The organism is Pseudomonas sp. B20(2017), from assembly GCF_002113125.1.
In the GTDB taxonomy this organism is placed as follows: domain Bacteria; phylum Pseudomonadota; class Gammaproteobacteria; order Pseudomonadales; family Pseudomonadaceae; genus Aquipseudomonas.
Window position 1 is genome coordinate 43029 of sequence record NZ_NEJP01000020.1, and the last position, 18127, is coordinate 61155.

17 protein-coding genes are annotated in these 18127 nt (G+C 61.1%); 12 read left to right on the forward strand and 5 right to left on the reverse strand.

What is annotated here, in order from left to right; translation table 11 throughout:
* Position 1 precedes the first annotated feature (1 nt).
* Entirely contained in the window at positions 2-439 is a 438-nt protein-coding gene (fkpB, locus tag CAF63_RS24560) for an FKBP-type peptidyl-prolyl cis-trans isomerase (protein ID WP_173861359.1), read from the forward strand.
* A gap of 155 nt (positions 440-594) precedes the next feature.
* A complete protein-coding gene (ispH, locus tag CAF63_RS24565) occupies positions 595-1539 on the forward strand; it encodes a 4-hydroxy-3-methylbut-2-enyl diphosphate reductase (protein ID WP_038361699.1) in 945 nt (314 codons plus the stop codon).
* On the opposite strand, the gene CAF63_RS24570 is transcribed toward ispH, so the two are convergent.
* The gene (locus tag CAF63_RS24570) at positions 1511-2065 is read right to left on the reverse strand and encodes a GspH/FimT family protein (RefSeq protein ID WP_085689736.1); all 555 of its coding nucleotides are present in this window, start codon (positions 2063-2065) and stop codon (positions 1511-1513) included. The genes ispH and CAF63_RS24570 overlap by 29 nt on opposite strands.
* A 127-nt stretch (positions 2066-2192) precedes the next feature.
* Here CAF63_RS24570 and CAF63_RS24575 point away from each other — a divergent pair, with 127 nt between their 5' ends.
* From CAF63_RS24575 to thiO, 7 genes are read left to right on the forward strand one after another with little or no spacing between them, the layout of a single operon-like run.
* On the forward strand, positions 2193-2666 hold the full coding sequence (locus CAF63_RS24575; protein ID WP_085689738.1) for a GspH/FimT family pseudopilin: 474 nt from the start codon (positions 2193-2195) through the stop codon (positions 2664-2666).
* Positions 2663-3112, forward strand: a complete 450-nt coding sequence (gene pilV, locus CAF63_RS24580) for a type IV pilus modification protein PilV (RefSeq protein ID WP_085689741.1) — start codon at positions 2663-2665, stop codon at positions 3110-3112. The genes CAF63_RS24575 and pilV overlap by 4 nt, the downstream gene beginning before the upstream one ends.
* Positions 3109-3822 carry a PilW family protein gene (locus CAF63_RS24585; RefSeq protein WP_085689743.1) on the forward strand — a complete coding sequence of 238 codons (714 nt, stop codon included), beginning with the start codon at positions 3109-3111 and terminating at the stop codon, positions 3820-3822. Before pilV ends, CAF63_RS24585 begins: the two co-directional genes overlap by 4 nt.
* Before the next feature lie 9 nt (positions 3823-3831).
* Positions 3832-4311, forward strand: coding sequence for a PilX N-terminal domain-containing pilus assembly protein (locus CAF63_RS24590; protein WP_085689745.1), 480 nt, complete (start codon positions 3832-3834; stop codon positions 4309-4311).
* Entirely contained in the window at positions 4298-7390 is a 3093-nt protein-coding gene (locus tag CAF63_RS24595) for a pilus assembly protein (protein WP_085689747.1), read from the forward strand. Before CAF63_RS24590 ends, CAF63_RS24595 begins: the two co-directional genes overlap by 14 nt.
* 15 nt (positions 7391-7405) lie before the next feature.
* Positions 7406-7807 (forward strand): type IV pilin protein, encoded by a 402-nt coding sequence (locus CAF63_RS24600; protein ID WP_085612620.1) that lies wholly within the window; start codon positions 7406-7408, stop codon positions 7805-7807.
* A gap of 57 nt (positions 7808-7864) precedes the next feature.
* Positions 7865-8965: a glycine oxidase ThiO gene (gene thiO / locus CAF63_RS24605; protein ID WP_085689749.1), complete on the forward strand. Its 1101-nt coding sequence runs from the start codon at positions 7865-7867 to the stop codon at positions 8963-8965.
* 157 nt (positions 8966-9122) lie between these two features.
* Here thiO and CAF63_RS24610 read toward each other — a convergent pair whose 3' ends face one another.
* The 4 genes from CAF63_RS24610 to CAF63_RS24625 all read right to left on the reverse strand — a co-directional run bounded on the left by CAF63_RS24610 (position 9123) and on the right by CAF63_RS24625 (position 13419).
* Entirely contained in the window at positions 9123-10469 is a 1347-nt protein-coding gene (locus tag CAF63_RS24610) for a sigma-54 dependent transcriptional regulator (RefSeq protein WP_085689751.1), read from the reverse strand.
* The gene (locus CAF63_RS24615) at positions 10466-12055 is read right to left on the reverse strand and encodes a PAS domain-containing sensor histidine kinase (RefSeq protein WP_085689753.1); all 1590 of its coding nucleotides are present in this window, start codon (positions 12053-12055) and stop codon (positions 10466-10468) included. The genes CAF63_RS24610 and CAF63_RS24615 overlap by 4 nt, the downstream gene beginning before the upstream one ends.
* Entirely contained in the window at positions 12045-12278 is a 234-nt protein-coding gene (locus CAF63_RS24620) for a PP0621 family protein (RefSeq protein WP_085689755.1), read from the reverse strand. Before CAF63_RS24620 ends, CAF63_RS24615 begins: the two co-directional genes overlap by 11 nt.
* Positions 12279-12402: 124 nt before the next feature.
* Complete coding sequence (locus tag CAF63_RS24625) at positions 12403-13419, reverse strand: outer membrane protein assembly factor BamD (RefSeq protein ID WP_039771681.1); 1017 nt, start codon at positions 13417-13419, stop codon at positions 12403-12405.
* A 152-nt stretch (positions 13420-13571) separates the two neighbouring features.
* Here CAF63_RS24625 and rluD point away from each other — a divergent pair, with 152 nt between their 5' ends.
* The 3 genes from rluD (at position 13572) to clpB (ending at position 17947) form a co-directional block, all read left to right on the forward strand.
* Positions 13572-14534 carry a 23S rRNA pseudouridine(1911/1915/1917) synthase RluD gene (rluD, locus tag CAF63_RS24630; RefSeq protein WP_011335991.1) on the forward strand — a complete coding sequence of 321 codons (963 nt, stop codon included), beginning with the start codon at positions 13572-13574 and terminating at the stop codon, positions 14532-14534.
* Entirely contained in the window at positions 14531-15253 is a 723-nt protein-coding gene (gene pgeF, locus CAF63_RS24635; protein WP_085689757.1) for a peptidoglycan editing factor PgeF, read from the forward strand. The genes rluD and pgeF overlap by 4 nt, the downstream gene beginning before the upstream one ends.
* A 129-nt stretch (positions 15254-15382) precedes the next feature.
* A complete protein-coding gene (gene clpB, locus CAF63_RS24640; RefSeq protein WP_064382092.1) occupies positions 15383-17947 on the forward strand; it encodes an ATP-dependent chaperone ClpB in 2565 nt (854 codons plus the stop codon).
* Positions 17948-18127: the final 180 nt, after the last annotated feature.

Here is an 18127-nt window from a genome sequence, read left to right on the forward strand (position 1 = left end):
ATTGGCTGAGCAACGTATCGGCCAGAACACGGAAGTCACCTTGCACTTTGCATTGCGCCTGGAGAACGGCGACACGGTCGACAGCACTTTCGACAAAGCCCCCGCGACCTTCAAGGTCGGCGACGGCAACCTGCTGCCGGGCTTCGAGGCGGCACTGTTCGGTTTCAAGGCGGGCGACAAGCGTACGCTGACCGTCGAGCCGGAAAACGCCTTCGGCCAGCCGAACCCGCAAAACGTACAGGTTATTCCGCGTTCGCAGTTTGCGGACATGGAGCTTTCGCCGGGTCTGCTGGTGATCTTCAACGATGCGGCCAATACTGAGCTGCCGGGTGTGGTGAAAGAGTTCGACGACGCGCAAGTGACCGTCGACTTCAACCACCCGCTGGCTGGCAAGACGCTGACCTTTGACGTGGAAATCTTCTCCGTCAAAGCGCTCTGAGTAACACAGCAGAACCCCTGTGGGGGCGGGCTCGCTCGCGAATGCTGACTGACATTCAACATAAAAGTTGTCTGACACACCGCTTTCGCGAGCAAGCTCGCTCCCACAGGGATTGCAATGATCCATTTTCTTGCGCGCAAGACACGAGGCACAGCATGCAAATCAAACTCGCCAACCCCCGTGGCTTCTGCGCCGGCGTGGACCGGGCGATCGAAATCGTCAACCGCGCCCTGGAGGTTTTCGGGCCGCCGATCTATGTGCGTCACGAAGTGGTGCACAACAAGTTCGTGGTTGAAGACCTGCGCAGTCGTGGCGCGATCTTCGTCGAAGAACTGGATCAGGTACCGGACGACGTGATCGTGATCTTCAGTGCCCACGGCGTTTCGCAAGCCGTGCGTACCGAAGCCGCCGGCCGTGGCCTGAAAGTATTCGACGCCACCTGCCCGCTGGTGACCAAGGTGCACATCGAAGTCGCGAAATACAGCCGTGACGGTCGCGAGTGCATCCTGATCGGCCACGCCGGTCACCCGGAAGTCGAAGGCACCATGGGCCAGTACGACGCCAGCAATGGCGGCGCGATCTACCTCGTCGAAGACGAGAAGGATGTCGCCGAGTTGCAGGTGCACAACCCTGAAAAACTCGCCTTCGTCACCCAGACCACGTTGTCCATGGATGACACCAGCCGTGTCATCGATGCGCTGCGTACGCGTTTCCCGGCCATTGGCGGACCGCGCAAGGACGATATCTGCTACGCCACCCAAAACCGTCAGGACGCAGTCAAGCAACTGGCCGACGAATGCGACGTGGTGTTGGTAGTGGGCAGCCCGAACAGCTCCAACTCCAACCGCCTGCGTGAGCTGGCCGAGCGCATGGCCACGCCGGCCTACCTGATCGATGGCGCCGAAGACCTGCAGAAGAGCTGGTTCGACGGTGTCGAGCGTATCGGCATCACGGCCGGTGCCTCCGCTCCGGAAGTGCTGGTGCGTGGCGTGATCCAGCAGTTGCAGGCCTGGGGCGCCACTGGCGCCGACGAACTGGCCGGGCGTGAGGAGAACATCACGTTCTCGATGCCTAAAGAGCTGCGCGTTCGCTCGATCTGATCGCTTTATCCTTTCGGCAAAGCGCCTGTTCAGTCTTTTGTCTGGCCAGGCGTATGCGACCGGTCGCCGCCAGCACCACCTGGAGCTGGCTGACCGGCTCGCGAGCCGAGCATAGATGTAACGTCCCTGCCTGAAACTTGCGGTCCGGCACCAGTGGCTGGCCCAGGCTGCTGAAGCGTATGTACCGGCTCACCAACCAGTTGCCGACAATCGGTATCCGTCCATCACTCGCCTGCTCGATCAGCAATGGATTATCGGTGTCCTCCGATCCTTTTCCGCTGATATCCAGAATGATCCGCCAGCCCTGGCTCCAATCACCGTTGATGCCATGAATCACCACGCTCTGGTTGCGCGTGATGGCCATGGTGCGGGCATTACGAATCCCGTCGAGCAAAGACTGCGCAGCCTGTTGCCGTCGGTTTGATTCGGTGAAGTCCGCCAGTGCCGGACTGACCAGCGACAGAACAATTACGCCGATCGCCAGTCCCATTAGCAGTTCGACCAGACTGAAACCCTGTTGCGGCATGTGCGCCTCCTCCCTGGATTGTGCACGGCGGCGCAATCCGTGCGCCGCACGCGGTAAATCAACCGGCGCATGCCGGTCGAATGTTCTAGGTTTGTACAGGTATAGCCGACGGCAACGGAGGGCATCGATGGATCATCGTACAAAAGGTTTCACGCTGATCGAGCTGTTGGTGGCGGTCGCGGTGTTTGTGATCCTGATCACGATGGCGGTGCCGGCATTCACCCGTTCGGTGCAGGGCAGCAAGGCCGACACCGAGGTCGGCGACCTGCAACGGGCCCTCAATTACGCCAGGCTCGAGGCGATCAACCGGGGTATCACAACCCGCCTGCGGCCGAGCGCCGGCGGCAGTGTCTGGACCGGCGAGTTATCGGTCTACGACAGTACTGGCACTCCGGCCAATGTATTGCGGGTTGTTCCAGCAATGAGCAGCGGCGCGACTCTGACGCTACCCTCTGGAGTGACCGCGCTGGATTTCAACAATCTGGGCGGGCTGGCGGCGCCATCCACGGCGGTGGTCATCAGTTACACGCTGGGCACGCAAAGCAGGACGCTGAACGTGTGTCTGAACGGACGAATTCAATTGGGTGGAAGTTGCGGATGAAGGCAGGGAGCAAGTACGCACAGGAGGGCATGACGCTGATCGAAGTGCTGGTCGCGTTGTTGATTCTGACGGTCGGGTTGCTGGGCGCGGCGGCGGTTCAGCTCAATGCGCTGAAGTACACCGACAGCTCGCGGATGACCAGCCAGGCGAGTTTCATCGCCTACGACATGATGGACCGGATTCGCGCCAATTCCGGCGCCGACTACACCGTCACACCGCCGACCACGGGTAACCTGAGTGTCGCCCGGGATCAGGATCTCTACGACTTCACCACCAACATCGTCAATTTCGGCGGCCCGACCGCCACCGGCAGCATCACCCTCAATCAACGCGTGTACACCATCACCATCACCTGGAGTGACGCGCGCGCCGCCAATACGACCGGTGCAACCCGCAGCTTTGTCCTGACCAGCCGCGCCGCGGTCGATCCGGTGGCCACGCCATGAAGCGCCATAACCTGGGTTTCGGCCTGATCGAAATGCTGGTCGCTCTGGCGCTGGGGCTGATCGTGGTGCTCGGCGTGGTGCAGATCTTCCTGGCGGCGAAGAACACTTACGTCAGCCAGAACAGTGCGGCCGCCATGCAGGAGGACGCGCGGTTCGTGTTGAGCAAGATGATTCAGGAACTGCGCATGGTGGGCATGTTCGGCTGCCTGGGCACGATTACCGATTCCAGCTCGGCGGGAGATTTCAATGCGGCCCAGATCACGCCGATCAGTTGGGACAACGCCAATCTCAAACTGACCCTGGTCACCGCCGATGTCGGCAGCGCGGGCGGTACTCCGACCTGGACCGTGGTCTCCGATTGCCGCAACAGCGCCACCGCTTATACCGGCTTGCGGGCTGCGGCGACGGGACAGATCGCGTTCCCGATCCGTCGGCTGGTCTACAGTTTCAGCAACAACCAGATTCTGATGGGCACCGGCAGCGGCAACCCCGCCCAGCAGGTGCTGGTGAACAATGTCAGTGCGTTCACCGTGATGTTTGGTCTGGCGAGTTCCGCGACCGATGTTGCGGCGTCCACCTACAGCGCCAACCCCGGTGATCCGGCGCGGATTCGCAGCGTACGCCTGAGCCTGACCCTCACTGATCCGAATAATCGGGTCCGCAATCAAACCTTCAACGTGGTTGCCGCTTTGCGCAACCGGTTGCAGTGAGGGCCGGGAATGAGCCTTTCTTTAACGAAACATCGGACTCAACGAGGCATGGTGTTACTGGTGACACTGGTGTTTCTGTTGCTCCTCACGGTGATCGGCCTGTCATCGATGCAAAGCGCCAACCTGCAGGAAAAAATGGCCGGCAGCGTCAGCTTGCGCAATCAGTCTTTCCAGACTGCCGAGGCGGCGCTGCGCATCGGCGAAAGTGCGGTGCAACTGGATGGCTACGCGCTGGCGGTGTGCGCCAGCCCTACCCAATGCGCGCCGCCGGCGGAGTCCTCGGTGGTCAGCGCGGCCGGGTTCAATTCCACCTCGGGCGTCACCTGGGTCGCTGCCGGCAGCGGGTTCTACGGGGTGCAGAATATCGGCACGACCCTGACGGCGGTGAACGTACCGAGCAACACCTCGGCGACCTTGTACCGGGTCACGGCCGTCGGCATCGCCGGTACTTCGCGCAGTGTGGTGGAGAGTGTCTATGCGAAGTATTGAGCGACGCTTCAAGTGGCTGTCGCTGCTGCTTGGCATGCTGACCGGGCTCTATCTGGCGGCACCGGCGTATGCTTTCACGCCGTCCGATTCGCCGCTGTTGAGCGCGGCCGCCGTGCCGCCGAACGTCATGTTGATGATCGACGACTCGGGCAGCATGAACAGCATCATCTATGCGACAGGGTTCGATCCGACCGTGGATCGCACGCCGGCCCGCCAGTGCAACGCAGTCATTGGCCTGTGCCTGAGCTCGACCGCCATTACCGGCGATACGATCTTTCTCTCAAGCCTGCCAACCTCCGGCTGCTCCGGCGGCGCCTATGCGTTCTACAACAACAGCCTGACGCCGCTCTGCCTGAAGCTGCCGGATCCGGTGGGCAGCGGCAACACCCGCTATTCGGCGGATTACATTTCCTACGTGGTGAGTCTGGCGATCAGCAACGGAACGCGCGACTTCACCACTGGAGCCATTCCCAACGATTACCGGATCAACGTGGCGCGCAACGTTTCCACCGCACTGGTCACCAGCAACCGCAACCTGCGCATGGGTCTGGCCACCTTCAACCCGGCCACCAGCAACAATCCCGGCAACGGCGGTTTCATTGCCCGCTCCATCAGCGACCTGTCACCGGTCAGCGGCAGCGTGACCCAGGCCCAGGCCGATACCAATTACAACGCGCTGATTTCCTCGATCAACGGCCTGAGCGCGGTGGCCAATACACCACTGGCCGAGACCTATTACGAAATCACTCGCTACATGCGCGGGATGGCGCCGTACTACAACAGCACGCCGAGCACTTACACCAGCCCGATCCAGTACCGCTGCCAGAAAAACTACGGGGTGGTGATCACTGATGGTTTGCCGACCTATGACCGCACCTTTCCCAGCAACGACCCGCTGGGTGGCAGCCGCCTGCCGAACTGGGACGGCATCAACAATGACGGGAACAACCTGAACGGGGACGGGGAGGGCGATACGCTGTACCTGGACGATATCGCCAAGTTCGCCTTCGACATCGACATGCGTTCCACCGGCACCGATGCAGCGGGCAAGAGCTGGAACGCGGTGGATTTCCCCAGGCAGAACATGAACACCTACACCGTAGGTTTCACCGCTTCCAACGACATGCTCTCGGATGCCGCCGATTACGGACAGGGCCGCTACTACCAGGCGACCGACAGCGCCGGTCTGAATGCCGCGTTGTCTTCGGCGTTGAGCGATATCACTTCCAAGGCTGGTTCCGGCGGCAGCGGTGTGGCCAGTGGCACCACGCTGGCGAGCGGCACCAGTTATTTCCAGACCAGTTATGACCCCAAGGACTGGCGCGGCACGATCAAGTCCTTTGGTTTTACCTCGGCCGGGGCGGTCAATACGTCGGCGGTGCTGTGGACCACCGATACGGCCATCGTGCCCGGTGCCACTGCGCCGACCTACCAGTCGTGGAACTCCCTGAACAACGCGGCGGTAACGCTGGCCTACGGCAACTTCTCCCCGGCCCAGCAGACCGTTCTCAGCCAGGGTTTGCCCACCGGCATCAGCGGCATTGACCTGGTCGAATGGAGCAAGGGCACCAACAAGGCCGGCCTTAAAGTGCGCAGCGTGTTGCTCGGAGACATCATCAACTCGCCGCTGGTGCTGGCTTCGCCCACGGAAAAAACCGCTTCCGATCTGGCCGGTGACACGACCTACAGCACTTACCTGACCACCAAGGCTTCGAACATGAATGCCAGCCTGGTGGTGAATGCCAACGACGGCTTTGTCAGCGTCATCAACTCGGCCAACGGTACCCGCCGGTATGCCTACATGCCGTCCAGCGTATTGCCCTCGCTGCGCCTGATTGCCGATCCGAACTACGTCAACGGCGTCAGCCACAAGTTTCTGGTGGATGGTCAGCTCGGTGTATTCGACGCGCAATTCGGTACGGCGTGGAAAACCCTGGCCATCGGCGGCACGGGCGCCGGCGGCAAGAGTTTCTACGGGCTTCAGCTGTTCGACGCCTCGGCGGGCAACGTCATCCGTGCCTTGTGGGAAGTCAGCGCGCCGACAACCGCCAGTACTTCCAACGCTTTCAATGATCTGGGTTACGCCTATGCCCGTCCGGAAGTGGCACGCTTGGCCGATGGTCGCTGGGCGGCGTTCATTGCCAATGGTTACGGCAGCAACTCCGGCGTGGCGGCGCTGTATGTGCTGGATGTGCGCGATGGTTCGCTGATCAGAAAAATTGTCATCGACGGTACGGAAACCACCAACGGTTTGTCCTCGGTGAAGCTGCGAGTCAATTCGCAGAACGTGGTGCAGGCCGCGTATGGCGGTGACTTGAAAGGGCGGTTGTGGAAGTTCGACCTGAGCGCCACGTCCTCCGACAGCTGGGGCGTAGCGTTTTCCGGCAAGCCGTTGTTCACCACGGCTGGCGGGGCAACTCAGCCGATCACCGCGCAACCGTTGCTGGCGGACAATGCTCTGGGCGGCAAACAGATTTTCGTCGGCACCGGCAAGTTCAACGAAACCGCCGACAAGACCAACAAGGATTTGCAGGCGTTCTATTCGGTGTGGGATGCCGATGGCGGGTCGGGTCAGATCACGGTCAGCAGTTTGCAGGCGCAGGCGATTACCGGGGTGTTCTCCGGCAGTACCGGGCAGTTCGTCACCACCAGCCAGAACGACACGACTTATCCGGCGGAGAAGGGCTGGTATCTGCCGCTGGTGTACAACAACGCCTTGACTGGCGAACGGGTGATCAATCAGGCCAGTCTGGTGCTGGGACGCATCGTGTTCACCACGGCCAGTGTCGATACCACCGACCCGTGTTCCAGTTTCGGTACCGGCAAACTGATCGAACTCGATGCGTTCAGCGGTAAGATGCTCAACTACGCGGTGCTCGACACCAACGCCGATGGCGTGGTCGACAGCAACGACACGATTTCCAGCGGCGTGGTGTTCACCGGCGGTATCCCGACCCTGAACGCCATCGTCAACGGTGCATCACGCAAGGTCGTGAACGATTCCAGTGGCGGTATCACCACCCTGGTGGAAAAATCCGGCGGCGGCAGCCGTCGTATCATGTGGCGGCAAATTCAGTAAGCGAGAGTTCGAGGCATGCGCAGATCCAACCGAGGTTTCACCCTGATCGAAATCATGATCGTGATTGCGATCATTGGGATCATGCTCACAATTGGCCTCCCAAGTTACAACGAATACGTGAAAAAGGGCCGCCGTGCCGACGTGGTCAGCACTTTGTCGGAACAGGCACAGATCCTCGAACGCTTCTATTCGAAGAACAACGTCTACACCGGTGTCACCGGGTTGAGCACCGGCAACGATTTCTACACCATCACGCCGACGATCACCGATCAAACCTTCCTGCTGACCGCGACCCGCAAGACCGGCACGGCCATGGCCACTGACAAGTGCGGGGATTTCACCCTCACCAACACTGGTGTCAGAAGCATGAACAACGCGACCACCGGGCTGACCACCAAGGATTGCTGGGGCCGCTGAGCCGCTTTATTTCGGGCGCCTTTTGCGCCCACTGTCTTTTTTACGGTTGGATCAAACATGACCAGGCAACAGCAAGTGGTGATTGTCGGTGGCGGGGTGATTGGCCTGCTCACTGCGTACAACCTCGCCTCCGAGGTCGGCAGCGTGGTGCTGCTGGATCGTTCGAACGTCGGCCAGGAATCGTCCTGGGCTGGCGGCGGTATCGTCTCTCCGCTGTACCCGTGGCGCTATAGCCCGGCCGTCACCGCGCTGGCGCACTGGTCGCAGGATTTTTATCCACAGCTGGGCGAGCGCCTGTTTGCCGATACCGGGGTCGACCCCGAAGTGCACACCACCGGCCTGTATTGGCTGGACCTGGATGACGAAGCCGAAGCGCTGGCCTGGGCCGCGCGGGAAAACCGTCCGCTGCGGGCTGTGGATATCTCCGCGGCGCATGATGCGGTGCCGGTGCTCGGTGGCGGTTTTTCCCGGGCGATTTACATGGCTGACGTGGCCAACGTGCGCAATCCGCGGCTGGTGAAGTCTTTGAAAGCAGCGTTGCAGGCGCTGCCGAACGTGACGATTCACGAGCAGTGCGAAGTCAGTGGGTTCGTCCGTGAAGACGAACGGGTGGTGGGCGTGCAGACTTCAACCGGTGTGATCGCTGGCGATCAGATCGTGCTGACGGCGGGCGCATGGAGCGGAGAATTGCTCAAGACCCTGAACCTTTCCCTGCCGGTGGAGCCGGTCAAGGGCCAGATGATTCTCTACAAGTGCGCGGCGGACTTCCTGCCGAGCATGGTGCTGGCCAAGGGGCGCTACGCGATTCCGCGCCGTGACGGTCACATTTTGATCGGCAGCACGCTGGAGCACGAAGGCTTCGACAAGACCCCGACGGACAACGCGCTGGAAAGCCTCAAGGCATCGGCGGTCGAGTTGTTGCCGGCGCTGGCCGATGCCGAAGTGGTGGGGCATTGGGCAGGGCTGCGCCCGGGTTCACCGGAAGGCATTCCTTACATAGGCCAGGTTCCGGGTTTTGATGGTCTGTGGCTGAACTGCGGGCACTACCGCAACGGGCTGGTGCTGGCGCCGGCGTCCTGTCAGTTGTTTGCCGACGTGATGCTGGGGCGTGCGCCGATCATTGATCCGGCGCCGTATGCGCCAGTCGGACGCATCTAGTCAGTTTTTTAGCGGTGCCTGATAAATCGCTTTCGCGGGCAAGTCGAATCGTCGCACCGCCGCTCCCACAGGGTACGGCGCTTTACTCAAAAGTTGAGCACGGCACAAAACTTTGGGAGCGGCGGTGCGACGATTCGACTTGCCCGCGAAGGGGCCCTCAATCCAGCCCCAGTTTCTTGAGCCTGTAGCGCATCGACCGAAACGACAGGCTCAACCGCTGCGCCGCCGCCGTGCGATTCCAGCGAGTCTCTTCCAGCGCCTGCAGAATCAGTTTGCGCTCGACGCTTTCCAGATAGTCTTCGAGGTTGTCGATCTGTGTGAGGTCGGCAATGCCGCCCTCGGCGGTGCCGTTGCCTTCACTCAGGCGTAAATCCTCGGCCTCGATCGTGCGGTTTTCACACAGGGTGTGCGCCCGCTCGAGCACGTTCTCCAACTCCCGCACATTGCCCGGAAACCGGTAGTTTTTCAGCGCCTCCAGGGCATGAGGATGAAGACGTGCCGCCGGTTGCCCGGTGCCATTGGCCAGGCGCTTGAGCATATGGTCGGCCAGCGCTTCGATGTCCTCGCGACGCTCGCGCAGAGAGGGTACACGCAACTCGATCACGTTCAGCCGGTAATACAGGTCCTGACGGAAACGCTCGGCAGCCACTTCCGCGTCGAGGTCCTTGTGCGTCGCACAAAGGATGCGCACATCGACCACGGTTTCCTGCTGGCCACCGACGCTGCGCACGGCTTTTTCCTGGATCGCCCGCAGCAGCTTGACCTGCATCGGCAGCGGCAGATCCGCCACCTCATCGAGAAACAGCGTGCCGCCATGGGCCGCCTGGAACAGCCCAGGTTTATCCTCCACCGCACCGCTGAAACTGCCTTTGCGATGGCCGAAAAATTCGCTTTCCATCAACTCTGAAGGAATCGCCCCACAGTTCACCGGCACAAACGGCTGGCTGGCGCGCGGACCCTGTTCATGAATCAGACGGGCCACCAGCTCCTTGCCGCTGCCGGACTCGCCGCTGATATAGACCGGTGCCTGGCTGCGGGCCAGTTTGTCGATCTGCTTGCGCAGGTTGCGCATCGGTGGGGAGTCGCCGAATAACCGCCGGTCGATCGAGGTGCAGACCTTGCCCGCCGCTGGCATGCGCAACGCGGAGCCGACCAGCTCGCGCAGGCGCGTCAGGTCCACCGGTTTGGTGAGGAAGTCGAAAGCCCCGGCCTTCAAGGCGTTTATCGCCGTTTCCAGGCTGCCATACGCGGTGATCATCGCCACCGGCAGTTGTGGATAGCGCTGCTGAATATGCTGCACCAGATCCAGTCCGGTGCCGTCTGGCAGGCGCATGTCGGTCAGGCACAGATCGAAGGCCTCACGATGCAGCAGCGCTTGGGCTTCATTGAGATTACGTGCGCTGAAGGTGTCGAGTTTCATCCGTCCCAGGGTGATTTCCAGGAGTTCGCGGATATCCGGCTCGTCGTCGACGATGAGGATTTTTTGCCGTGGGCTCGTGTTCAACTTTGTTTCCGTCCGTGAGCAAAGGTGATGCGAAAGCAGCCGCCGCCTTGGCGTGATTTGAAGTCTAGGCGCGCTTGATTGCTTTCGCACAGCTCACGGGACAGATAAAGCCCAAGGCCGGTGCCCTGGCTGCTGGTGGTAAAGAACGGTTCGAACAGGTGGGCCTGCTGATCCAGCGGTACGCCAGGGCCATTGTCCTGCACCTCGAGCACGGCCAGCGTGCTTTCGGGGTCGATCAGCAGCGTCAGCCAGACCTCGGCCGGATCGTGCAAAAGGGCGCTGTGGCGCCAGCCGTTGCGTAACAGATTGTCGAGAATCTGCGTGAGCTGGCCAGGATCCATCAGCGTGCGAAAATCCCCCGGACCGATGTGCAGGTGAATGTGCTGGCGCTCGCCGGCCTGTTCGCGGCTCTCGTTGACGAACTGCTCCAGCCACGGCTTGAGATCCAGCCGTTGCGGTGCGCTCTGCTGGCGGCGGGACAGTTGCAGGACGTTTTCGATGACTCGGTTCATGCGTTGGGAGTGGTCTTGAATGATCTGCGTCAGACGCCGATCCGCGCCGTCGAGTTCCTCCGATTCCTGCAACAGCTGCGCGGCATGACTGATGGCCCCCAGCGGATTGCGGATTTCATGGGCGATACCGGCGGTCAGCCGGCCCAGCGCGGCGAGTTTCAATTGCTGGGCCTGCTGGGCGATCTGTGCGAGGTCTTCGAGAAATACCAGGGTCTGGCGGTTCGGACTCTGTTCCAGCGCAATGAAGCTCGGTTGCAGCTCCACGCCGTTGCCGCCGATCTTCAGGCTTTGCGGGCGCAGCGTCGGGTTGTTCAGCCACAGTTGCAGGCGCTCGACCAATGCGCTCGAGTACTCGTCGATCAACTCGCCTTCAAGGTGTGCCTGGCCCAGCAGGGTCTTGGCGCTGTGGTTGGCCAGTTGCACCCGGCGCTGTTCGTCGAGCACCAGAATGCCGGTGCGCATGCGTTGCAGGATCAGCGTGTTGAGGGTTTCGAGCCCCACGACTTCGCTGGCGCGCTGCTCGGCCAGGTTCTCGCTGACCTCCAGACGGCGCATCAATCCTTGCACCAGCAATGACGCCGCGAAGCAGAGGGCGCCGAGTGTGCCGGCCTGGAGATAATCGTTGGCGCTCAGGGGATGGCTGAAACTCAGCAGAAAGCTGAGCCCGACGATGCCGAGGGTGGCGATGGCGGCGATCAGCAAACCGATGCGTCGTCGCAGTAAGGTATTGCTGATCGCCACCGAGACAATCAGCAAGTTACCGATCGCGCTGGCCACGCCGCCCGCCGCATAGAACACGCCACACAGCAGCAGGATGTCGACCAGTGCCAGGCCGAACAACTGGGCGGGGCGGCGGATGTTCTCGAGGAACACCACCAGCAGGATGTTCAGCACCAGGTACAACCAGCTGCCATTGCGCAGCAGTTCGTCGTTGGTGGAGGTGAGCAGCCGGTTGTCCATGTTGCTGGAGATCAGCAACACCAGGGTGATGCCGACACTCAAACGGTACAGATGATAGAGGCGCAGCAGTCGCTGGGCCTGTTTGCTGTCGGCGTTGTCGGCCTCAGCGATCACTGGAACCTGGGCCTTGCTCAAGGTGAGCCTGGCTGCAATACCACTGTTGTTGAAGGTTCAGCGCACGGTCGCGGGGCAAGTGCACGCCGCAGTGGGCGCAGCGCACCATCGGCGCAGCATCCTGTTCGCGGGGCGATTGGACGGACGAGGCGGGGGCCTTGAATTTGCGCCACAACCAGACAGCAGCGGCGATCAAGGCAATCCAGAACAGTAAACGAAGCATGATGGGCGGCTTTTCGGCTAATGATTCGGCAGTTTAGCCAAGGACCCGACAAGCGCACAGCCCAATCACACGCCGCAAAAAAAGGGAGATCCGAAGATCTCCCTTTTTGGCATCACCGCAGTGATCAGTCGAACAGACCGAAGGTCATGTAACTGAAGATGGAACGGTCGCTGTCGCTCGACTCCGGTTCCGGCTCTTCGATCACGTCGCCGTTTTCGTCTTTTGGCTTGAGTTCGTTCGGGATCGCGTCTTTTGCGTCCTGGAACTGCTTCTGCACGTCCTGGTTGGCGCGGGTCTCTCCCGGCGGCAGCGGCGGACGGGATTCGATCAGGCCCAGAGTGGCCTTGCTCAGGAACGAACGGTTGTCGGCTTCGGCGACCCGTGGCACGAACTGGCCGTCTTGCAGGCTCGGGTGATTCGGGTAGTTGAGTTTCAGGGTTTCCAGGCTGGTGGCTGCGAGGTCGTCCAGATGCAGGCGCTGGTAGGCTTCGGTCATCACCGCCAGGCCGTCGCCGACCGATGGGGTTTCCTGGAAGTTTTCAACTACGTAACGACCACGGTTGGCGGCAGCAACATAGGCCTGACGGGTCAGGTAGTAGTCGGCCACGTGGATTTCGTACGCGGCCAGCAGGTTGCGCAGGTAGATCATGCGCTGCTTGGCGTCCGGCGCGTAGCGGCTGTTCGGGTAGCGGCTGGTCAGCTGGGCGAACTCATTGTAGGAGTCGCGAGCGGCACCCGGGTCACGCTTGGTCATGTCCAGCGGCAGGAAGCGCGCCAGCAGGCCGACGTCCTGGTCGAACGAGGTCAGGCCCTTGAGGTAGTAGGCGTAATCCACGTTCGGGTGCTGCGGATGCAGGCGAATGAAACGCTCGGCGGCGGACTTTGCAGCTTCCGGCTCGGCGTTCTTGTAGTTGGCGTAGATCAGCTCCAACTGCGCCTGATCGGCATAGCGACCGAACGGATAACGCGACTCCAGAGCCTTCAGCTTGGCTGTGGCGCTGGTGTAGCTGTTGTTGTCCAGGTCCTGTTGAGCCTGCTGGTACAGCTCGGCTTCACTCAGGTTTTCGTCTACGACTTCCTTCGATGAGCAAGCAGCGGTCAATGCGAGGATGGCGATCAGCAGCAGGTGTTTCACTTGCATGGCGGCTTGCGTCCCTATGACGGCCGCTGTCTTGGGCGGGGCCGTCCTGTTATGATGAGCGCCCCGTTGAAAAGCCCCGGGGCAAAAGACGCCGTATTTAACCACAAGCGCGCAGCCGAAACCAAAGGCTGTAGCCGACGCCCAGTCCGAGCATGTCCGATAAAATTGAACTTCGCGCAGAGGTGCCGTCCGAATTGGGCGGCCAACGCCTCGATCAAGTCGCCGCCCAACTCTTCGCCGAGCACTCGCGCTCGCGCCTTTCCGCCTGGATCAAAGAAGGTCGCCTGACTGTGGACGGGGCGGTCATCCGCCCGCGCGACATCGTTCATGGCGGTGCCATCCTTGAACTCACTGCCGAGCAAGAGGCCCAGGGTGAATGGGTCGCTCAGGACATCGAACTCGACATCGTCTATGAAGACGACGACATTCTGGTGATCAACAAGCCTGCGGGCCTGGTGGTGCACCCGGCTGCCGGTCACGCTGATGGCACCTTGCTCAACGCCTTGCTGCACCACGTGCCGGACATCATCAATGTCCCGCGCGCTGGTATCGTGCATCGTCTGGACAAGGACACCACCGGTCTGATGGTGGTGGCCAAGACCATTCAGGCGCAGACCAAGCTGGTCGCGCAGCTGCAAAGCCGCAGCGTCAGCCGGATCTACGAGTGCATCGTGATCGGCGTGGTGACCGCCGGCGGCAAGATCAACGCCCCGATCGGCCGTCACGGCCAGCAGCGCCAGCGCATGGCGGTGATGGAAGGCGGCAAGCCGGCTGTCAGCCACTATCGCGTGCTGGAGCGCTTCCGTTCCCACACCCATGTACGGGTGAAGCTGGAAACCGGTCGTACTCACCAGATCCGCGTACACATGGCGCACATCAACTTCCCGTTGGTCGGCGACCCGGCATACGGCGGTCGTTTCCGCATTCCGCCGGCCGCGAGCCAGACCATGGTCGAATCCCTCAAGCACTTCCCGCGTCAGGCCCTGCACGCGCGGTTCCTCGAGCTGGATCATCCGACCACCGGTGAGCGCATGAGCTGGGAATCGCCGCTGCCGGAAGATCTGGTGTGGCTGCTGACCCTGCTCAAGCAGGATCGCGAGGCATTCGTCGGATGAACTGGCTGACGCCGGACTGGCCCGCGCCGGCCAGCGTCAAGGCCTGTGTCACCACCCGCGAGGGCGGCGTCAGCGAGGCGCCGTTCGACAGCCTCAACCTGGGCGATCATGTCGATGACCGTCCGGAGGCTGTTGCCGAAAACCGTCGGCGTCTGACCGAACGCTTCTCTATAAAGCCTGCCTGGCTGCAGCAAGTGCACGGGATTGCCGTGGCGTATGCGGATCCGTCCGTGGTGGCCACGGCGGATGCCAGCTGGACGGCGACACCCGGTATCGCCTGTGCGGCGATGACCGCCGATTGCCTGCCAGCGCTGTTCTGCGACCGTGCTGGTACTCGCGTGGCAGCGGCGCACGCCGGTTGGCGAGGGCTGGCGGCCGGCGTGCTGGAAGCCACCCTCGACAGTCTGGATGTGCCTGCCGAAGACATTCTGGTCTGGCTCGGCCCCGCCATCGGCCCGCAAGCCTTTGAAGTCGGCCCGGAAGTCCGGGACGTCTTCATCAATCAATTGCCCGAAGCCGAGACAGCCTTTGTCCCGAGCCACAACGCTGGCAAGTTCATGGCCGACATCTATAAGCTGGCGCGACTGCGTCTGGCGGTCCGCGGTGTCACCGCTGTTTATGGTGGCGGTTTCTGTACCGTGACCGATCCGCGCTTCTTTTCTTATCGCCGGGCGTCACGCACCGGTCGCTTTGCCTCCTTAATCTGGCTTACCCGCTAAACTCTCTGATCTGCATCAACTCCCTGACGCTTGAATCTTCCAGAATCGACCGCATCTATAGCGGTATCTGGCAGGTTTCTTTATTCAGGACGGTTTTCAGGTCCGGCCTGCTCAAAAGGAAGGTGACCCATGCGTATAGACCGTTTAACCAGCAAATTGCAGTTGGCGTTGTCCGATGCCCAATCTTTGGCCGTCGGCCACGATCATCCAGCCATCGAGCCGGCGCATTTGATGCAGGCCATGCTTGAACAACAGGGTGGTTCGATCAAACCCCTGTTGATGCAGGTGGGCTTCGACGTCAACAGCTTGCGTAAAGAACTGACCAAAGAGCTCGATCAGTTACCGAAAATCCAGAACCCGACCGGCGACGTGAACATGTCGCAGGATCTGGCGCGTCTGCTCAACCAGGCCGACCGTCTGGCCCAGCAGAAGGGCGATCAGTTCATTTCCAGCGAGCTGGTGCTGCTTGCCGCGATGGACGAGAACAGCAAGCTCGGCAAGTTGCTGCTCGGCCAGGGCGTGAGCAAAAAGGCGCTGGAGAATGCGATCAACAACCTGCGCGGTGGCGAAGCCGTTAACGACGCCAACCACGAAGAGTCGCGACAGGCGCTGGATAAATACACCGTCGACCTGACCAAGCGCGCCGAAGAAGGCAAGCTTGACCCGGTGATCGGCCGTGACGACGAGATTCGTCGCACCATTCAGGTCCTGCAACGCCGCACCAAGAACAACCCGGTACTGATTGGCGAGCCTGGCGTGGGTAAAACCGCGATTGCCGAAGGGCTGGCCCAGCGCATCATCAACGGCGAAGTGCCGGATGGCTTGCGCGGCAAGCGTCTGCTGTCCCTCGATATGGGTGCGTTGATTGCCGGTGCCAAGTATCGCGGTGAGTTCGAAGAGCGCCTGAAAGCGCTGCTCAACGAATTGTCGAAGCAGGAAGGGCAGATCATTCTGTTCATCGACGAACTGCACACCATGGTCGGCGCCGGCAAGGGCGAAGGTTCGATGGATGCCGGCAACATGCTCAAACCGGCGTTGGCCCGTGGCGAGCTGCATTGCGTCGGCGCGACCACGCTCAACGAGTACCGCCAATATATAGAGAAGGACGCGGCCCTCGAGCGGCGCTTCCAGAAAGTGCTGGTGGACGAGCCGAGCGAAGAAGACACCATCGCGATCCTGCGTGGCCTCAAGGAGCGTTACGAGGTTCACCACAAGGTGGCGATCACCGACGGCGCGATCATCGCGGCGGCCAAGCTCAGCCATCGCTACATCACTGACCGACAGCTGCCGGACAAGGCGATCGACCTGATCGACGAAGCGGCCAGCCGCATCCGCATGGAGATCGACTCCAAGCCGGAGGTGCTGGATCGTCTGGAGCGGCGCTTGATTCAGTTGAAAGTTGAATCCCAGGCGCTGAAGAAAGAAAGCGACGACGCGGCGAAGAAACGTCTGGAGAAACTCCAAGAAGAAATCGATCGCCACGAGCGTGAGTACTCCGATCTGGAAGAAATCTGGAACTCGGAAAAAGCCGAGGTGCAGGGTTCTGCGCAGATTCAGCAGAAGATCGAACAGTCCCGTCAGGAACTGGAAGCCGCGCGCCGTAAAGGCGACCTGAACCGCATGGCCGAGTTGCAGTACGGGGTGATCCCGGATCTGGAACGCAGCCTGCAAATGGTCGACCAGCACGGCAAGAGCGAAAACCAGTTGCTGCGCAGCAAGGTGACCGAAGAGGAAATCGCCGAAGTCGTTTCGAAATGGACCGGTATTCCGGTGTCGAAAATGCTCGAAGGCGAGCGCGACAAGCTGATGAAGATGGAAAGCCTGTTGCACCAACGCGTGATCGGCCAGGACGAAGCGGTGGTGGCGGTGGCCAACGCGGTGCGGCGTTCCCGTGCCGGGTTGTCCGACCCGAATCGCCCGAGCGGCTCGTTCATGTTCCTCGGCCCGACCGGTGTCGGTAAAACCGAGCTGTGCAAGGCGCTGGCCGAATTCCTCTTCGATACGGAAGAGGCGATGGTGCGGATCGACATGTCCGAGTTCATGGAGAAACATTCCGTGGCACGACTGATCGGTGCGCCACCGGGCTATGTCGGCTACGAAGAGGGCGGTTATCTGACCGAAGCGGTACGGCGCAAGCCTTACTCGGTGATCCTGCTGGACGAAGTCGAGAAGGCGCACCCGGACGTGTTCAACATCCTGCTGCAAGTGCTGGAGGATGGACGCCTGACCGACAGCCACGGCCGTACGGTGGACTTCCGCAATACCGTGATCGTCATGACCTCCAACCTCGGTTCGATGCAGATCCAGGAACTGGTCGGTGATCGTGAAGCACAACGGGCAGCGGTGATGGATGCGATTTCCACCCACTTCCGTCCGGAGTTCATCAACCGGGTCGACGAAGTGGTGATCTTCGAGCCATTGGCGCGAGATCAGATCGCGGGCATTACCGAGATCCAGCTGGGCCGTCTGCGCAGCCGTCTGGCCGAGCGCGAGCTGAAACTGGAACTGAGCCCGGAGGCGATGGACAAGCTCATTGCCGTCGGTTACGACCCGGTCTATGGCGCACGTCCGCTGAAACGGGCGATCCAGCGCTGGATCGAGAACCCGTTGGCGCAGTTGATCCTGTCGGGGCGTTTCCTGCCAGGCGAGACTGCGACCGGCGTGGTGGAGAACGACGAGATCACGTTCAACTGACGCTCGACGGTGGTGAAGTAATCAAGGCCTCGCAATGCGAGGCCTTTTTTTTCGCCAGGCTGTTGAACTCAAAGGAAAAGGCTTGTAAAGTGCGCCCCGCAGTCAGTCACCAACACGGTTTCAGCTCACTGGGCAGAAATCTGAAATAAGTTGCAAATCATTAACTTGAAAGCAATTTAG

What these genes read in the sequence shown, in the direction of transcription:
- thiO (WP_085689749.1), top strand. Translation starts at nt 7,865, where the DNA reads ATGACCAGGCAACAGCAAGTGGTGATTGTCGGTGGCGGGGTGATTGGC.
- ispH (WP_038361699.1), top strand. Translation starts at nt 595, where the DNA reads ATGCAAATCAAACTCGCCAACCCCCGTGGCTTCTGCGCCGGCGTGGAC.
- pgeF (WP_085689757.1), top strand. Translation starts at nt 14,531, where the DNA reads ATGAACTGGCTGACGCCGGACTGGCCCGCGCCGGCCAGCGTCAAGGCC.
- CAF63_RS24600 (WP_085612620.1), top strand. Translation starts at nt 7,406, where the DNA reads ATGCGCAGATCCAACCGAGGTTTCACCCTGATCGAAATCATGATCGTG.
- CAF63_RS24620 (WP_085689755.1), bottom strand. Translation starts at nt 12,278, where the DNA reads ATGCTTCGTTTACTGTTCTGGATTGCCTTGATCGCCGCTGCTGTCTGG.
- rluD (WP_011335991.1), top strand. Translation starts at nt 13,572, where the DNA reads ATGTCCGATAAAATTGAACTTCGCGCAGAGGTGCCGTCCGAATTGGGC.
- CAF63_RS24590 (WP_085689745.1), top strand. Translation starts at nt 3,832, where the DNA reads ATGAGCCTTTCTTTAACGAAACATCGGACTCAACGAGGCATGGTGTTA.
- CAF63_RS24625 (WP_039771681.1), bottom strand. Translation starts at nt 13,419, where the DNA reads ATGCAAGTGAAACACCTGCTGCTGATCGCCATCCTCGCATTGACCGCT.
- clpB (WP_064382092.1), top strand. Translation starts at nt 15,383, where the DNA reads ATGCGTATAGACCGTTTAACCAGCAAATTGCAGTTGGCGTTGTCCGAT.
- CAF63_RS24575 (WP_085689738.1), top strand. Translation starts at nt 2,193, where the DNA reads ATGGATCATCGTACAAAAGGTTTCACGCTGATCGAGCTGTTGGTGGCG.
- CAF63_RS24595 (WP_085689747.1), top strand. Translation starts at nt 4,298, where the DNA reads ATGCGAAGTATTGAGCGACGCTTCAAGTGGCTGTCGCTGCTGCTTGGC.
- CAF63_RS24585 (WP_085689743.1), top strand. Translation starts at nt 3,109, where the DNA reads ATGAAGCGCCATAACCTGGGTTTCGGCCTGATCGAAATGCTGGTCGCT.
- CAF63_RS24570 (WP_085689736.1), bottom strand. Translation starts at nt 2,065, where the DNA reads ATGCCGCAACAGGGTTTCAGTCTGGTCGAACTGCTAATGGGACTGGCG.
- pilV (WP_085689741.1), top strand. Translation starts at nt 2,663, where the DNA reads ATGAAGGCAGGGAGCAAGTACGCACAGGAGGGCATGACGCTGATCGAA.